Origin of the sequence: Streptomyces sp. ISL-12 (genome assembly GCF_018614415.1) — a bacterium.
In the GTDB taxonomy this organism is placed as follows: Bacteria; Actinomycetota; Actinomycetes; order Streptomycetales; family Streptomycetaceae; genus Streptomyces.
The window spans coordinates 88,251-104,092 of the sequence record NZ_JAGGOO010000028.1 but is presented as its reverse complement, the minus strand read 5'-3'; the positions used below and the strand labels follow the sequence as shown (position 1 = coordinate 104,092).

Annotated in this window: 17 protein-coding genes and 1 pseudogene; 6 read left to right on the top strand and 12 right to left on the bottom strand. The window is 72.1% G+C overall.

Going from position 1 to position 15,842, the window contains the following annotated elements; translation table 11 throughout:
* Positions 1-89: 89 nt before the first annotated feature.
* Positions 90-1,427, bottom strand: a complete 1,338-nt coding sequence (locus J7I94_RS08570; RefSeq protein WP_215166347.1) for a family 43 glycosylhydrolase — start codon at positions 1,425-1,427, stop codon at positions 90-92.
* Between the two features lie 405 nt (positions 1,428-1,832).
* Here J7I94_RS08570 and J7I94_RS08565 point away from each other — a divergent pair, with 405 nt between their 5' ends.
* Complete coding sequence (locus J7I94_RS08565; protein ID WP_215166462.1) at positions 1,833-2,207, top strand: VOC family protein; 375 nt, start codon at positions 1,833-1,835, stop codon at positions 2,205-2,207.
* On the opposite strand, the pseudogene J7I94_RS08560 reads toward J7I94_RS08565, so the two are convergent.
* A pseudogene (locus J7I94_RS08560) lies at positions 2,188-3,045 on the bottom strand (LacI family DNA-binding transcriptional regulator). The gene J7I94_RS08565 and the pseudogene J7I94_RS08560 sit on opposite strands and share 20 nt — an antisense overlap.
* Positions 3,046-3,275: 230 nt before the next feature.
* Here J7I94_RS08560 and J7I94_RS08550 point away from each other — a divergent pair.
* Entirely contained in the window at positions 3,276-3,785 is a 510-nt protein-coding gene (locus J7I94_RS08550; RefSeq protein WP_215166346.1) for a GNAT family N-acetyltransferase, read from the top strand.
* A 43-nt stretch (positions 3,786-3,828) separates the two neighbouring features.
* Here the strand turns inward: J7I94_RS08550 and J7I94_RS08545 are convergent, their stop codons facing one another.
* Together J7I94_RS08545 and J7I94_RS08540 are read right to left on the bottom strand one after the other, a co-directional pair.
* Positions 3,829-4,647: a sulfotransferase gene (locus tag J7I94_RS08545; protein WP_215166345.1), complete on the bottom strand. Its 819-nt coding sequence runs from the start codon at positions 4,645-4,647 to the stop codon at positions 3,829-3,831.
* A gap of 142 nt (positions 4,648-4,789) precedes the next feature.
* Positions 4,790-5,398, bottom strand: coding sequence for a GNAT family N-acetyltransferase (locus J7I94_RS08540; protein ID WP_215166344.1), 609 nt, complete (start codon positions 5,396-5,398; stop codon positions 4,790-4,792).
* A gap of 111 nt (positions 5,399-5,509) precedes the next feature.
* Here J7I94_RS08540 and J7I94_RS08535 point away from each other — a divergent pair, with 111 nt between their 5' ends.
* Entirely contained in the window at positions 5,510-6,604 is a 1,095-nt protein-coding gene (locus tag J7I94_RS08535) for an AI-2E family transporter (RefSeq protein WP_215166343.1), read from the top strand.
* Between the two features lie 25 nt (positions 6,605-6,629).
* On the opposite strand, the gene J7I94_RS08530 is transcribed toward J7I94_RS08535, so the two are convergent.
* From J7I94_RS08530 to J7I94_RS08510, 5 genes are all read right to left on the bottom strand, one after another.
* Positions 6,630-6,962 carry a DUF3140 domain-containing protein gene (locus J7I94_RS08530; RefSeq protein WP_215166342.1) on the bottom strand — a complete coding sequence of 111 codons (333 nt, stop codon included), beginning with the start codon at positions 6,960-6,962 and terminating at the stop codon, positions 6,630-6,632.
* A gap of 6 nt (positions 6,963-6,968) precedes the next feature.
* Positions 6,969-7,199 carry a DUF2945 domain-containing protein gene (locus J7I94_RS08525; RefSeq protein WP_215166341.1) on the bottom strand — a complete coding sequence of 77 codons (231 nt, stop codon included), beginning with the start codon at positions 7,197-7,199 and terminating at the stop codon, positions 6,969-6,971.
* Between the two features lie 98 nt (positions 7,200-7,297).
* Positions 7,298-8,491, bottom strand: a complete 1,194-nt coding sequence (locus J7I94_RS08520; RefSeq protein WP_215166339.1) for a cytochrome P450 — start codon at positions 8,489-8,491, stop codon at positions 7,298-7,300.
* 216 nt (positions 8,492-8,707) lie between these two features.
* Positions 8,708-10,000 carry a YeeE/YedE family protein gene (locus J7I94_RS08515; RefSeq protein ID WP_215166338.1) on the bottom strand — a complete coding sequence of 431 codons (1,293 nt, stop codon included), beginning with the start codon at positions 9,998-10,000 and terminating at the stop codon, positions 8,708-8,710.
* 336 nt (positions 10,001-10,336) lie between these two features.
* Entirely contained in the window at positions 10,337-10,879 is a 543-nt protein-coding gene (locus tag J7I94_RS08510; protein ID WP_215166336.1) for an MOSC domain-containing protein, read from the bottom strand.
* Between the two features lie 146 nt (positions 10,880-11,025).
* Here J7I94_RS08510 and J7I94_RS08505 point away from each other — a divergent pair, with 146 nt between their 5' ends.
* Positions 11,026-11,259 (top strand): hypothetical protein, encoded by a 234-nt coding sequence (locus J7I94_RS08505; protein WP_215166335.1) that lies wholly within the window; start codon positions 11,026-11,028, stop codon positions 11,257-11,259.
* 160 nt (positions 11,260-11,419) lie between these two features.
* The gene (locus J7I94_RS08500) at positions 11,420-11,926 is read left to right on the top strand and encodes an NUDIX hydrolase (protein WP_215166334.1); all 507 of its coding nucleotides are present in this window, start codon (positions 11,420-11,422) and stop codon (positions 11,924-11,926) included.
* A gap of 40 nt (positions 11,927-11,966) precedes the next feature.
* Here J7I94_RS08500 and J7I94_RS08495 read toward each other — a convergent pair whose 3' ends face one another.
* From J7I94_RS08495 to J7I94_RS08485, 3 genes are all read right to left on the bottom strand, one after another.
* Positions 11,967-12,590, bottom strand: coding sequence for a DUF998 domain-containing protein (locus tag J7I94_RS08495; protein ID WP_215166333.1), 624 nt, complete (start codon positions 12,588-12,590; stop codon positions 11,967-11,969).
* Between the two features lie 49 nt (positions 12,591-12,639).
* Positions 12,640-13,716, bottom strand: a complete 1,077-nt coding sequence (locus tag J7I94_RS08490; RefSeq protein ID WP_215166332.1) for an NADH:flavin oxidoreductase/NADH oxidase — start codon at positions 13,714-13,716, stop codon at positions 12,640-12,642.
* A gap of 80 nt (positions 13,717-13,796) precedes the next feature.
* Positions 13,797-14,705 (bottom strand): NADP-dependent oxidoreductase, encoded by a 909-nt coding sequence (locus J7I94_RS08485; RefSeq protein WP_251074837.1) that lies wholly within the window; start codon positions 14,703-14,705, stop codon positions 13,797-13,799.
* 427 nt (positions 14,706-15,132) lie between these two features.
* Between J7I94_RS08485 and J7I94_RS08480 the strand changes: the two genes are divergently transcribed.
* Complete coding sequence (locus J7I94_RS08480) at positions 15,133-15,789, top strand: response regulator transcription factor (protein ID WP_215166330.1); 657 nt, start codon at positions 15,133-15,135, stop codon at positions 15,787-15,789.
* Positions 15,790-15,842: the final 53 nt, after the last annotated feature.

Here is a 15,842-nt window from a genome sequence, read left to right as displayed (position 1 = left end):
AAATATATCTTCATACCTATGTCAAAGGAGCCATTGGTGTCACTCGGACCGGTCGGCCGGACGACACCAATGGCACGCCCGTCGGCGGACTACTTCCGGCGCCGGACGTACAGCCGGTTGCCCTCGGGGCCGGTCCACTCCAGCCGTACGACACCGGGCACGGCGGCCTCGTCGACGCACGCGGCGTTGGACCAGTAGCCGGCGGCCGGGTTGAGGAAGTACGTCGCCCACAGGCCGCCCTTGTGATCGACGAAGAAGTTGTTGTGCCCGGCGCCGACACCGGCGGTGTACCGCTTCGAGTACGGGCCCTCGAACGTGTCGGACACGGCGACGATCGCGTCGTACTGGTACTGCACGCGCCCCGTGGCGGCCACGTCGTAGGCGTGGCGGGTGGTGCCGTCGGCGTTGAGGGACGCCCGGTTCCAGGCGGCGTGGACGAGGTGGTACGTGCCCTTGTACTTGAACACGTACGCGCCCTCCAGGTACGGCTCGGGCGCGTACGGCTGCTGCTGGAACGTCGGCAGGTTCGTCGGCGTGACGATGTCCTCCATGTCGTCCCGGAACTTGGCGTACAGGTTGTTGTGCAGGACGAGCCACGCGTCGTCGCCCTCGGTGTAGAGGCCGCCGTCGATGTGGTGGTAGGCGCCGGGTTCGATGAAGCTCGGCCCGCCGATGAACGAGTCACCGAAGGGCTTCTCCAGGTTGCCCTCGACCAGCCGGTACGGACCCTCGACGCCGCCCTCGCTGACCAGCATGAACGAGCCGACCTTCTGGGCGTAGTCGCCGGTGCACGCGACGAGGTACCACGTGCCGCGGAAGTAGTGCAGTTCCGGGGCCCAGGCGTGGCCGCGCTTGCCGTACGTGTCGTCGTACCAGTACTCCTGCCAGGGGGCGACGACCGTGCGTCCGTCGGTGTTCTCGTCGACGAACTCCGGCGACCACACCTTGCCCTTCTCCGCGCCGGGCCGGATGGCGGTGGTGTCGGCCAGGCTCCAGGGTCCCTCGAGGGAGCGGGCCGTCCAGACGAAGATGCCGTCGTTCCAGGGGGCGGCCACGTCGAGCCCCGGCACCCGGGTGGTGCCGGTGGCGACATAGAGCGGACGGCCGTCGACGACGAAGCAGTTGACGTAGGTGTCCCGGATCCAGACCACGCCGCGCTCCTCGTCACGGGGGCGCAACTCCAGTGGAAGGACGAAGGAGTTGTCCTCCCGCGGCCACAGGTCCAGCCGGGCGTCGGCCAGACCGTAGGGCTCGGGGTCGGGCCAGTTCGCCGGGTACCGCCGCCCCGCCGCCGCCTCGGCCGGTACGGCGGCGGCCGGTTCCGCCCGCGCGCCGGCCGCCGGGAGCACGGCGCCCGCGCCCACGCCGGCGACTCCCGCCAGCAGGGACCGGCGGCCGACGGTGAACCTCTTCTCGGTGTGGCTCATCAGTCACGTTCTCTTTCGTCGTCGGGAACGCCGGTGGCCCGGCCGTGACGTGCGGAAAAGGCCCCTCGGAGGGGACGCCCTCAGCATGCGAACGCGCGGCGAATTACGTCAACACTCCGGATAATTAATCCGGAGGCTCCGCTGCCGCGCGGCGCGATGCGTCGGTCCGTTCCCGCTGGCAGGGCGGATTTGTGAAGTCATGAACATCTCGTGACACGCGGGGTAGGGTGGTCCACCGTGAACACCGGACCGGCGACGAAACGCCACACACGGAACGGCAATCCGGTGGAGGACTGACCGCACGGCGGGTGCGCGCGACGCGCCCCGCGCACCGGCCACGTGGTCCTCCCCGTGCTCGCCCGCATGAGTTCCCTTCCCATGTCGAGCGAGAGCGAGATCAGCCGTATGACCGTCACGTTCAACCACACCATCATCGCCGCCGTGGACCGCGCCGAGTCGGCGCGTTTCTTCCGGGAGTTGCTGGAGCTCCCCGAGGCGCCGTCCTGGGGGCCGTTCACCAACATCCAGCTCAGCGACGGCGTACTGCTCCAGTTCGCCGAGCCGCCGGTGGAGATCCAGATGCAGCACTACGCGTTCCTGGTCGACGACGAGCTGTTCGACCGGGCGTACCGGCGGCTGTGCGAGCGCGGCGTCGAGCACTGGGCCGATCCGCAGATGCGGCGCCCGGGTGAGACCAACGACGAACACGGCGGCCGTGGCGTCTACTTCAAGGACCCCGCCGGGCATGCGATCGAACTGATCACCCGGCCGTACCTGTGACGTCGCCGCCCCGGCCTTCGCCCGCGCGCCCCAGGGTGCTCTCGCGTACGGCCAGGCGGTAGCCCGCCCGGATGCGGCGGGGCTCAACGGCTCCGCCGCCGAGCCGGATCAGTACCGACTCACCGCCGGCCGGCCGATGGCCGCCTTGTCCGGTGACACGGAGGTGAGGCTCACCGCGCCGAACCGGCCCTCGACCACGTCGTCGAAGCCGACGACCGCGATGTCCTCGGGGACCCGGACTCCGCGTGCGTGCAGCACCCGCATGGCGCCGATGACCATCGGGTCGTTGTAGGCGAAGACCGCGTCGGGGCGCCGGCCGGAGTCCAGGAGGCGGACCATGGCCGCCTCGCCCTCCGCGTGTCCCCAGCCGTCGGCGGCGGCCACCAGGCCGTCGTCAGCGGCCACCAGGCCGTCGTCGGCGGCCAGTCCGGCGGCGGTCAGTTCCTCGCGCCAGCCACGCACCCGGAGTCGGGCCGGTTCGCTGCGGCCGCGCCGGGCGCCGATGAACGCCACTTCCCGGCGCCCCACTTCGACCAGGTGCCGGACGGCGGCGCGGTCGGCGGCGACGTTGTCGATGGCGATGCGGTCGCAGGGCAGGTCGTACTCGCGCTCGCCCGGCAGCACCAGCGGCACGTTCTCCGCGCGGTCGCGCAGGTCCTCGGTCTCCAGCTCGATGGGGCCTGGCGGCCAGGTTGGGCCGGTAGCCGAGGGCGTCGATGGACCGCTGGACGCGTGCGCGCATGGCGGGGGTGACGTGCTGGTAGTCGTTCACCACGTTGGAGACGGTCTTGATGGAGACCCCCGCGTGCGCGGCGACGTCCTTGAGGCTGACCCGCACGGCATTCCCTTCCGGAGCGATCGACCCGGGCGCCACGCTGGAGCCCCGCCTCCGTGACACTGACGCGGCGATCGTACGGCGTGCCGTCGTCGGCGTCCGGGACCATTCCGTCGCTTCCGTGACCGTCCGGTAGAGTCCCCGGCAGTGCACAGAGGCCTTCCTGGCCGGGACGGACGTCCGCCGGGGAGGCTTTTCTCATGCCCGAAAACCCACCACCACGGAGGAGCCCCATGCCCGGCATCGTCCGCCCCGCCCTCGCCGCCGACCGCCCGACCGTGGAACGGCTGTGGCTGATGTTCCGTCATGACCTGTCGGAGCTGGACGGTTCGCTGCCCGGAGGGGACGGGACCTTCCGCAGCGACCGGCTGCACTCGGCCTTCACGGACGCCGACTGGGCACCGTACCTCTTGCTGAGCGGTGACAGTCCGGCCGGTTTCGTCTTCGTCCGCGCGCTGTGCGGTCCGGCGCGGGTCATGAACAGTTTCTTCGTCGTTCGGGGTGCCCGCCGGACCGGGATCGGGCTGCGGGGTGTTCGGGAGGTCGTCGCCAGGCATCCGGGGCCGTGGAAGATCCCCTTCCAGGACGCCAACGCGCCCGCGGTCGCGTTCTGGCGCCGCACCGCCACGGAGATCGCCGGGGCCGCCTGGACCGAGGAGCGCCGGCCGGTGCCGCACCGGCCTCAGGTGCCGCCGGACGTGTGGATCTCGTTCACCACGGCCACGGCCGCGGACCGCGGCTGACGACCGGCACCGGCACGGCGGCGGGCCGCTCGGCGCGAGCGCCTCAACAGGGGTAGTCCCAGGCGCGCGCGATGTCGCGCAGCGGCGCCGGCACGTCCTCGGGGAGCGGCAGCGGGCGGGCCTTCTGGATCGACCCGGACTTGATGTTGTCGCTCCAGTCACCGATGAACGGCACGAACGGCCCGTGATCGCCCTTGCGGTACTCCAGCATGCCGGACGTCCACGGGACGCCGAGGAACGCGCAGAGCTCGCGGGTGGTCCGCTCCGGCTGTTCCGTCAGTTCCTCGTAGCGGACGGTCAGACCCGGCAGCGCGGTGCGGGCCGCCTGCACGGCTTCGACATAACCGCGTACCTCCCGGACGGTGGCGTCGAGGTCACGGTCCGGACGGTTGTTGATCAGGGAGCTGACCATCGAGGCGGGGTGGCGCAGCAGGAAGACGTAGCGGGCCCGTGGCCAGCCCTCGTGGAGCCGCTCCCAGACGCCCGCGTTCCCGGGTGTCTTGTCGACGATGATCTTCTTGCCGCTGCGCACCAGCTCTCGGTGGAGGATCCGGTCCCACAGCAGGTACTCCAACTCCCGCTGATCGAGCTGGAGTTCCGCCATCGCCTTCTTGGTGTACGGCTTGGCCAGGTCGACCGTGAGGGTCCGCAGATGCATCTCGTGCGGGGCCCGGATCTCCGGGTGGCTGTTGAGCAGCACCCGCAGCAGAGTGGAGCCGGAACGCACGGAGGAGATGACGAACACCGGTTCCGGTACGAGCCGCCGGGCCGACTCGGGCACGGGGGGTTCCGCGAGTCTCCGCAGCCGCCGCCGTATGCCGCGCACCACCCGGCGCATGTCCGTTCTCGTACCGTTCGACATCGGCACCGCGCTTCCTGCCGTCGACCTGCGGTTCTGGCCCCCCTGCTGGCTGCTCGACGATAACGCGGGTCACCCCCGGGGCCGCCATGGGCGAGGGATGAGAATCCGATGAAACACGGGCGTGCCGTGGGACCACCTCACCTCACCCTGCGGACCGCTGCGGCCCCCGATCCCGGCTCTTGGCTGCGATCCGCTCCCGCAAGGTCTCACGTGCCGTCGGCCACTCGTCCGCGGGCAGGCTGTAGTACAGCGAGTCGCGGCGGGTGCCGTCCTGGCGGCGCATGTGGCTGCGGAGCGTGCCCTCGTGGACCGGGCCGAGACGGGTCAGGGCGCGCTGGGAGCGCTCGTTGAGGTGGTCGGTGCGCAGCGCGAGCCGGGCGAGCCCCAGGTCCTCGAAGGCGTGGGCGAACAGCAGGAGTTGGGACTCGGCGTTGTAGGGACCTCCCCAGCAGGAGCGGTCGAACCATGTCGCGCCGATCTCCGCGCGGCTCTCGGCCAGGTCGATGTCGTAGAGGCTGGTGGAGCCGATCACGGCGTCGTCGCCGCGCCGCTGGGCGGCGAAGCAGCGCCGGTCCGGATCGGCGGTCATCTGCCCGAGCGTCTCGCGCGTCCCGGCCACGGTGGCGGGACGCGGGCGGGGCATCCAGCGCCATACCTCCGGGTCGGAGGCGGAGGGGAACAGGGCCTCCGCGTGGTCGGTGGACAGGGGCATGAGGTGGCCGGTGTCGCCGAAGAGGGAGTCACGGGTCACCGCACCACGGTGGAGCCGAGCATCACGGCACAGGGGGGCGACGGCAGGACCAGAGCGTCTGCGGGCACTCACCGGCTGAATCGTGGAGGCGGGAGCCATAGGGTGAACCCCATGTCTGTCACGTTGAGTTCCGCGAGAACCCGCGCCGCGCTCCGTACCGGGGCTCGCATCTCCGTCGACCTGTTGCTGCTTCTCGCGATGCTCGCGGTGACCCTCTGGCTCCTCGGCCGGATGTGGTCGGTCGTGTGGCCGCTGGTCGTCGGTCTGCTGCTCACCACGCTCACCTGGCCCCCGGCCCGCTTCCTGCGCCGGCACGGGTGGCACCCGGCGCTGGCCGCGTCCACCGTGACCGTGGTGTTCCTGCTGGCCGCCGCCGGGGTGGTGGCGTTGATCGCGGTGCCGATGGCCTCGCAGACCGACGAGTTGACCGACGGCGTCGTCGAGGGCATCCAGCGGCTGCGCGAGTGGGCCGCGGGGCCGCCGCTGAACATCGGTGACGCGCAGATCACCAGTGCCGTGGACTCCGCGATGGCCCGTATCCAGGACAGTGTCGGCAGTGTGGTCGACACCGTCGCCACGGGCGTGGGCACCGTCGTCAACGGACTGGTCACCGCCGTGCTCGCGGTCTTCCTGATGTTCTTCTTCCTCAAGGACGGGCCCCGGTTCCTGCCCTGGCTCACCCGCCAGTTGCCCGGCCGGCTCGCCACCGACATCCCGGCCGTCGCGTCCCGCAGCTGGAACACCCTGGGTTCCTTCGTGCGCTCCCAGGCACTCGTGGGGGTACTGGACGGCGTCTTCATCGGCCTCGGACTGTGGATCCTCGGGGTGCCGCTGGTGCTGCCTCTGGCGGTGCTTACCTTCGTGTCCGCGTTCGTGCCCATCATCGGCGCGCTCTTCGCCGGTTTCGTCGCGGTCCTCATCGCGCTGGTGTCCAACGGACCGACGGACGCGCTGATCGCGCTGGCCATCATCATCGTGGTGCAGCAGTTGGAGGGGAACGTGTTCCAGCCGATCATCCAGAGCCGCGGGCTGGGGCTGCACGCCGCGGTGATCCTGCTGGCGGTGACGCTGGGCGGCAGTCTGGCCGGCATCGTGGGCAGCCTGCTGGCCGTGCCGGTCGCCGCGCTGATCGCGGTGGTGTGGAACTACCTGCGCGAGCAGCTGACCGACCCGCCCCGCGAGCCGGAGACAGCGGCGACCGCGTGAGCGCGGAGGCGGCCGTCCGCCGGGGTCACGCCAGCGGGTCGTGGCCCCAGTTCATCAGCGAGTACCGCCACTTGGTGTCCGACACGTCACCCGACGGCCGCTGGGCCAGATGCCGGCGGACGTAGCCGACGACCTTGCGCATGTGGGCGTAGTCGTCGTCGGTGAGGTCGGCCTTCCTGGCGCGCAGGATCTCCACGATCCGACGGCCGGAGGCGTGGCCGGTGGACTCTCCCCCGTCGTTGTGCTGCCCCGCGTCCATCGACTCCTCGGTGGACAGCCACCTCTCCAGGTCGGCCGGTGTCATGTTCACCAGGTCACGGAAGCCCGCCCAGGTCTCCTCGTGCTCATCGCCGCCCACGCCGGTTCACTTCTTCCTCTTGAGGGCCGACGGCTTGTGCACGGCGGCCTTGCCCGACTTCTCGCTGCGCACCTGGTACTGCGGGTCGTCCGGGGAGGCGTCCACCGTGCGGCCGGCCGCCTCCGTCCGCTCGGTGATCCTCTTCTCCACCTTGCCCTCGGTCTCACTGCCGTGGCTGCTCCAGGCGACCTTGTCGCCCTTCTTCAGCCCCTTGCCCTCGTCCCGGCTCTTGGCCATGGCCCGCTCCCTCGTGGCTCCCGCGCACCGGACCGCTCCCGGCCGTCGCCCTTCCAGCGTGGGCCAGCGCGGTCCGTCCCGCACCCGCGAGGCCGCCGCTACGGGGTGACCCGCACCGGCAGGCTGTGCGGGCCGCGGATCAGCATGCCGGTGCGCCAGGTGATGGCGGCCGGATGGATGTCCAGGTCCAGGCCGCCGCAGCGGTCCAGCAGCGTACCGATGGCGATACGGGCCTCCAGACGGGCCAGCGGCGCGCCCAGGCAGTAGTGGATGCCGTGGCCGAACGCGATGTGGCCGCGGGCGTCCCGGGTGATGTCGAAGCGGTCGGATTGCGGGAAACGGTCCGGGTCGCGGTTGGCGTCGGCCAGGGCGACGAGGACGAGTTCGCCGCCGCCGGGCACGGTGGTGCCCCCGATGGTCATCGGCTCGGTGGTGAAGCGGTACGTCGGGGTCTCCACCGGTGAGTCGAAGCGGAGCATCTCCTCGACCGCGTTGCCCATGAGGCCCGGGTCGGCGCGCAGGGCGGCCAGTTGCTCCGGATGGGTGAGCAGGGCGAGGACGCCGTTGGAGATGAGGTTGACGGTGGTCTCGTGACCGGCGACGAGCAGCAGCCAGGCCATGCCGAGGAGTTCCCTCGGCGAGAGGGAGTCGCCGTCCTCGTCCGAACCGTGGATCAGGGCGCTCATCAGGTCGTCGCCGAGGTGCCGGCGCTTGTCCTCGATCAGCTCGGTCAGGTAGCCGACCATGGCGGTGGCGGCGGCCTCGCGCTGTGCCGGGTCGGTGGCGCCCAGTGCGTCGTTCGACCAGGTGCGGAAGGACCGGCGGTCCAGGTCCGGGACGCCGAGCAGATCGCAGATGACGGAGATCGGCAGCGGGAAGGACAGCGCCTCGACCAGGTCGACGCGTCCGCCGGGGGCGGCGAGCATGGCGTCGACGAGTTCGTCGGTGGTCTTCTGGACGCGCGGCGCGAGCTGCTCCACGCGCCGCGCGGTGAACTCCCGGGCGACCAGTTTCCGCAGCCGGGTGTGGTCGGGCGGGTCCGCGCGGAGCATGTGCGGGCCGGCGGAGATCGCGCCGTGCCGGAAGGCGGGCGCCGCGTTGTCCCAGTTCTTGGAGAGCCTGGGGTCGGTCAGCGCGGCCCGTCCGGCCTCGTAGCCGACGACGAGCCAGGCGTCCATGCCCTCCGGCATCCGGATGCGGTGCACGGGGCCCTGGGCCCGTAAGCGCGCGTAGACGGGATACGGGTCGCGGGTGAAGGACTCACCGAGCGCGGCGAGATCGACGACGGTCATACTGCTGCCACCTCACTGGGGGCCGGTTGCGGGAACGGCGCTCACCAGGATGGTGGCCGCCCGGCGCCGGGTCCAGAGGGAGTCCCTCGGGCGGCGGGCACGGCGGCTGGTCGGCCGGCTCGGTCGGCGGCGGCGTCCACCGAAGCGGGGGTGGTACGGACCGTCGTCCGTACCACCCCCGCGTACCGTCTCACTCCTCGGACGGCTGCCGTCCGTTCAGCAGACGCCGTCGCCCGGCTTGGGGTTGCCCAGGCCGAACAGCGGACGCAGCTTGAGACCGACCCAGGTGCCGGCCAGGGCGACGGCGCCCCACACCCAGCCGCTGAGGCTGCCCGAGGCGATGCCCGCGAGGTAGGCGCCGATGTTGCAGCCGCCGGCCAGGCGTGCGCCGATGCCCATCAGCACACCGCCGAGCACCGACGCGACCGCCGTGCGCCAGGGGATGCCGCGGTGCAGGGCCCAGCTGCCGCCGAGGGCCGCGGCCACGGCCGCGCCGATCATGATGCCGATGTCGGTGAGGCTGGTCTTGTCGGCGAGGACCGGACCCGCCAGCATGTCGGCGTTGCCGGGCTGCTTCCACCACGTCCAGTTCTCCGGATGGCCGCCGAGCGCTCCCACCAGCTCCGATCCCCACAGGCTGAAGGCGCTGGTGACGCCCCAGGCGCCGCCGGAGACCAGCAGTACGCCCGCGCCCAGCACGGCCAGCGCCAGGGCGCCGGCGGCCAGCGGCCAGGAGCCGCGCAGCGCCCGGACGGCCGCGCCGCGCGCCGAGGGGACGGAGCCGAGCGGCGGCGGGTTGCGGCGGGCCTGGACACGGCGCGAGACGAACACCACCACCAGCAGCGCGGCGATCGTCGCCGCCCAGGAGCCGAACCAGCCGATGTGGTCGGACAGCACGACCGGGTCCCAGGCCGGCAGGTCCTTCCACAGGTCGAACTGCCAGGCGGCGAGCGTGGCGCCGGCGATGAACCCGGCGAGGGTCAGCACCACCGAGGTCTGTCCCGAGCCGACGGCGAAGAGCGTGCCGGAGGCGCAGGCGCCGCCGAGCTGCATGCCGACCGCGAAGAGCGCCGAGCCGACGACGAGGCCGATGCCGAGCGAGCCGCCCGAGGGGGCCGGCTGGGAGCCGAACAGCCCCGTACCGGTACCGATGATCACCGCGAACAGGGTGGCGGTGGTGCCGAGCAGCAGGGTGTGCGCCCGCAGTCCGGTGCCGTTGCCGACCGCGACCAGCTGGCGCCAGGCGGAGGTGAAACCGAAACGGGAGTGGAAGAGGGCCACGCCGAGGCCGAGGCCCAGCAGGAGCAGTACGCCGGGCTTGGCGCCATGCGCGGACCACACGTAGGCGGTCAGGGCCACGGCCAGCAGCCCGGCCACGACGAGGGGCGTGCGCCGGACCGGGGGCAGGGGCGGTGCGTCCGGCCGGGCCGAGGAGGTGGGCGAAGGGGTGAACAGGCCGGCGGGCACGCGCGGCGGCGCGGCCGGCCCGGCGGGCGGGGCGGTGGTCACGGATGGTCTCCGGGGTGGTGCACGGGGGGCGACGGGCGGGGGCACGGGGCGCCCGACGGCGCGGGTGGCGCGGACGGGACGGGTCTCAGGGGCGACAGAGACCGTCGTCGACGCACCACGCGGAGTTCGCGAACAGCGCGAGGCACAGCAAGGGAGCCGAGACAGACATGCGTGCGAATATACGGAACACAAGACTCCGGAAGCCATGTCGTCTCGCCATGCGGGCAGCTTTTTGAGACGGACGAGACGGGCGGGGCGAGCGGGGCGAGCGGCTCACCTCGCCGGACCGCCCTGACGCGGCGCGAGCGGCGGCACCGTAAACCGGCCCGTGGTGGGTCAGACGCGGTCCAGCGGCCGGTGCGGCCCGGTGGGCAGTTCCGCCGTGATCGTGTCGCCGGGGCGGACCACGCCGCCCTCCCGCACGATGGTCATGATCCCGGCCCTGCGCACGGTCCTGCCCTCCTCGTCCCGGCCCACCACCCGCTTGAGCAGGCCGTCCTGGAACGCGTCGATCTGGAGACAGGGATTGCGCAGGCCGGTGACCTCCAGCACCGCCGTGTCGCCGAGGCGCAGCAGTGTGCCGACCGGCAGGCCGAGCAGGTCGAGACCGCGGGTGGTGACGTTCTCGCCGAGTTCGCCGGGCGCGACCTCGAAGCCTTCTTCGCCGACCTCGGTGAACAGTTCCTCGTGGATGAGGTGGACCTGGCGCAGGTTCGGCTGGGTGGGGTCCTGCGCGACCCGCGACCGGTGCTTGACGGTCACGCCGGCGTGCACGTCGCCCTCCACCCCCAGGCCGGCCAGCAGGGTGATGCTCGGCCGGTTGGGCTTGGTGAAGGAGTGCTCACCGTTGCTGCTGACCGCTGTCACCGTCCCGCGCATACTCCGCGTCCCCCTTCGCATCGACAAGACGGTGCCGACCCTAACCCTCTCGCGCACACGTGCGGCAGAGTGTCCGCCCTCAAGAGCCGGTCCGCGGGCCCCGCGTTCCGCGTGCGTACCGTCGCCGCCGCCCGCACGCTGGTGACATGGCTGCGACGCACCCGGTGACCGTGTACCCGCCCGACGACGACGGAGCCCGGCGCGTGCGGGTGGACGGGGAGATCCTCGGCCGGGCGTACAGCGTGCGGGACATCGCCCGTTTCCTGCAGGAGGCCGGGCTGCAGGGCTGGGACGAGATGGACGTGGTCCGCTCGCGGCTGATCGACTGGCGCGGCGGCGGGCCGGGCGAGTGGACGGCGGGCGGGACGAGCGGGTCGTGACCTCCACGTCTTCATCCGGGTTCCGGTCCGACGCGGCACCCGATCTTCCGGCCCGGCATGGTGCCGGATCTTCCGGCCCGACGCGGCACCCGATCTCCTCGCCTGACGCGACGCCCGATCTTCCTGCCCGACGCGGTACCTGATCTTCTAGGCTGACGCGGTGCCCGATCAGGAAACGTACCGCCGCCGCTCCGCCCGTGTCGTGCTCGTCGACGAGGCGGGCCGGGTCCTGCTGCTCAAGTCCCACACCGACCCGGACGCTCCCGACAGGGGCCACGACTGGTCCACTCCCGGAGGGGGCGTGGAGGAGGGCGAGACCCTCGCGGAGGCCGCTGCGCGGGAGCTGTTCGAGGAGACGGGGCTGTCCGTCACGTCCGAGGCGCTCGGCTCCCCCGTGGCCCAGACGTCCGGACACGCCGACCTGGGCTGGGCCGAGGGGCTCTTCCAGGACGTCTTCTTCCACCTCCGGGTCAGGGACCACCAGGTCGACACCGGCGGCCAGGAGGAACACGAGGCCCGCCACCACGCGGGGCACCGCTGGTGGACCGTGGAGGAACTGACCGTCGGCGCCGAGGCCGTTCGCCCGTCCGGCCTCGGTGACCTGGTCGCCGATCTGCTCGCCGGACGGGTCCCGGCCGAGCCGCGCCGGTTGCCCTGGCACCACTGACGGGCCGGCACCCCTGCACAACGGGCACGACCGGCACGACCTACGGATGCCCGGCGGGCTGCTCGTCCCGCTGCCGGGAGGGGCTCCCGGAGCGGGCGAGACACGAGGTGACCACGACGAACGGCCACACGGACTGGACGGACGTCACCACCCGTTCCGCGAGCCCCGCGGCGCCCTGCCGCTGCATCTCGATCATGAACCAGACCCCGCCCACCGCCATCAGGGCGGTCGCGGCGATCGCGGGCCCGGGCCGCAGGGCCCAGGGAGCCGCGCCGCCGCCCCACGCGGCCAGCACCGGCCACACCGCGAGAAGCGTGAAGCCGATCACGGTCGCGGTGCCGTGGCGCAGGGAACCCCCGCTGCTCGGCGCGGGCAGCGCCACCACCACGAACGCCGCCACCCCGCCGCCGCCCAGTGCGAGGCGGCCGGCGTTGGCAGCGGCCCGCAGCCCCCAGGCGGTCAGCAGGTGACAGACGCCCAGGGCCGCCAGCGCCCCGTTCATCACCCAGTACCCGGGCGCCCCGTAGGCCGCCAGGACGCTGATCGTCCGGGCGAGGGGGTCGTAGCCGGGCCCTTCCAGGGCCGCCGCGATCGTCCAGCCCGCGATGAGCAGGACGGGCGCGCACCCGGAGGAGAGCAGGGCCCAGCGGGGAACGATTCGCACCGGACCACCATAAAGCGCACAGGCCCGGTCAGCGCCCGATCAAGGTCGGTCAGGGACGCCAGCCGTACTGCGGGGGGATCCGCACGTCGCCGCCGAGTTCCCGGGCGGCGCGCCGGGCCCAGGTGGGCTCGCGCAGCAGTTGCCGGCCGATCAGGACCGCGTCGGCCTCGCCGGCGGCGAGGATCTTCTCTGCCTGGCCGGGATCGGAGATCTCACCGACGGCGGCCACCGGCATGTCCGTCTCCCGCTTGATCCGGGCGGCGAACGGCACCTGGTAGTTCGGGCCGACCGGGATGGTCACGCCAGCGGCGTTGCCGCCGGTGGAGACGTCCATCAGGTCCACGCCGTGCTCGGTCAGGACCCGGGCCAGGGCGACCGACTCGTCCGGGGTCCAGCCGCCCTCGTCCAGCCAGTCGGTGGCCGACAGGCGGAAGAAGAGCGGGAGGTCGTCCGGCCAGACCTCGCGCACGGCGTCGACGACCTCGACGGCGTAGCGGATGCGGTTGTCGAAGTCGCCGCCGTACTGGTCGGTGCGCCGGTTGCTGTGCGGGGAGAGGAAGTTGCCGATCAGGTAGCCGTGGGCGCCGTGGATCTCGACGACCTGGAAGCCGGCGGCGAGGGCGAGCCGGGCGGAGGCACGCCACTGGTCGAGGGTCTCGCGGATCTCCTCGACGGTGAGCTCGTGCGGGACCTTCAGACCGGGGTACGGCTCGGCGCTCGGGCCGACCGGGGTCCAGCCGTGCTCGTCCGGCCCGACCGGGCGGTCGCCCTTCCAGGGCTGGCTGGTGGATGCCTTGCGGCCGGCGTGGGCGAGCTGGATGCCCGCGACGGTGCCCTGGCTCTTGAGGAAGTCGGTGATGCGGCGCAGTCCGCCGGCCTGTGTCTCGTTCCACAGGCCGAGGTCCTGGGGCGAGATCCGGCCCTCGGGCGAGATGCCGGTGGCCTCCAGGATGACGAGGCCCGTGCCGCCCGCCGCGCGGGCGCCGTAGTGCTGGAAGTGCCAGTCGGTGGCCACGCCTTCGGCCAGGCCGTCGGGGGCGGCGGAGTACTGGCACATCGGCGGCATCCAGACCCGGTTGGGGATGGTCACCGAGCGCAGGGTGTAGGGCTCGAACAGAGAACTCACAGAAAACTCCTGACAGGGGTGGGAGGAACATCAAGCGTCGTGCGGCCTTCCGGGGCCGGACATCGCCGGAACCGGCGCCGTCAGCCGACCCGGAGGACGATCTTTCCCCGGGTGTGGCCTTCCTGGCTGAGCCGCCAGGCCTCCGCGGCCTGGGCGAGCGGCAGCACGCGGGCGATCGGGACCCGCAGCTCGCCCGCGTCCGCCAGGGTCCCGAGTGCGGCCAGGCCGGCGCTGTCCGGACGCACCCACACGTAGTGGCCGCCCTCGGAGAGCACCGCGTCGTCGACGATCGACGCGAGCCGCCGCGGGCTGCCGAGCAGACGGAGGGAGAGGTCGGCGGCGTCACCGCCGATGAAGTCCAGCGCGGCGTCGACCCCTGCGGGGGCCAGGGCGCGCACCCGGTCGACGAGACCGGGTCCGTAGGTCACCGGCTCGGCGCCCAGTTCCCTGAGGAAGGGGTGGTTGGCCTCGCTCGCCGTGCCGATGACCCGGGCGCCCAGCGCCTTCGCGATCTGCACGCCGAGCGATCCCACGCCGCCGGCCGCCGCGTGCACCAGCACGGTGTCGCCGGCGGTCACGCCGACACGCCGGACCGCCTGGTGGGCGGTGAGTCCGGCCAGCGGCAGAGCGGCGGCCTCCTCCCAGCTCAGGGCGGCCGGCTTGGGGGCGAGCAGGCGCACGTGGGCCGAGACCAGCTCGGCGTACGCGCCCGACTGGACCTGGTCCTTGCGGATGTAGCCGACCACCTCGTCGCCCACCGCGTACTCGTCGACGTCGAACCCGACGGCCTCGACGACCCCGGCCACGTCCCATCCGGGGACGAGGGGGAAGCGCACCTCCATGAGGGCGTCGAGGTGGCCCGCGGCCAGCTTCCAGTCGACCGGGTTCACCCCGGCTGCCTTCACCCGGACCAGAACCTCACCCGGCGCGACCTTGGGGTCGGGAATTTCGGCCCGCTCCAGAACGTCTGCCGATCCGTATCGGCGCATCACAACAGCTTGCACACGTTGACATTACCACTTCGCGGATACCCGCATTCGCAATATACGGCGTACGCAAACAGCTTCGCGAAGGCGCACCCCTGGCCGACCCCGGGCGAGTTCCCTACGTCACATTCGCGTCGCACCCGCGCCCCGACGGGGAGAGCGCACCGGAAAACCCATCCGCCCGACGAGCAACTGACGCAGCGGGCACTCCTATGACAAGCAGACCGCACCGGTCACAGCTCTCGTACACCAGAGCCCACTCGATACCCGCGTTTGATTCTCCTGACCCCCGCCGGACCCGGACACACCCAGGTACGGCCACACAACCGACCGGAAATGACTTCCCGGGCGGCGAGGCGAAAGATCTAGCCTTGGTCGCAGCATGCGCAAAAGGGGGACTTGTGGCCACACTTGGCAAAAAGGATTCAGAATGACCGTGGGGGTGCTGATCGTCGACGACCACCCCTTGTTCCTCCAGGGGCTGCGGGTCGCGCTGGACTCCGAAGGCGACCTGGTGGTGGTCGGGGAGGCGGGCAGCGGCGAGGAGGCGGTGGAGGCCGTCGCCCGCCTCGGGCCCGCCGTGCAAGTGGTCCTCATGGACCTGCGGCTGCCCCGGATGCCGGGGGTGGAGGCGATCCGCGCGATCACCTCGAAAGCCGCCGGCCACCGGCCTCGGGTGCTCGTCGTCTCCCAGTACGAGGACGACGACGAAGTGGTGGCGGCGCTGCGCGCGGGCGCCCACGGCTATGTGGCCAAGGAGGCGTCCCGGGACGAACTGCTGCGGGCGGTGCGGACGGTGGCCGAGGGCGGCGCGGTCTTCAGCGCGTCCATCGCCGAACGGCTGGGCACGTACTTCTCCGCCATCCACGATTTCCCCGGCCGGCTCGCCTTTCCCCAACTCACCAACCGGGAGCGGGAGATCCTCGACCTGCTGGCCCGCGGGCACACCAACCGGCGGATCGCCCGCCACCTGGTCCTGTCGGACAAGACGGTACGCAACCACGTGTCCCACATCTTCGCCAAGCTCCAGGTCACCAACCGCGACGACGCCATGACGCGGGCGCGGGACGCCGGCCTGGGTGCATGACGCCGCCGCCCTGGAACCCCCTCGCGCGAGCGGTCAGCCCGTACCGCCCGGCC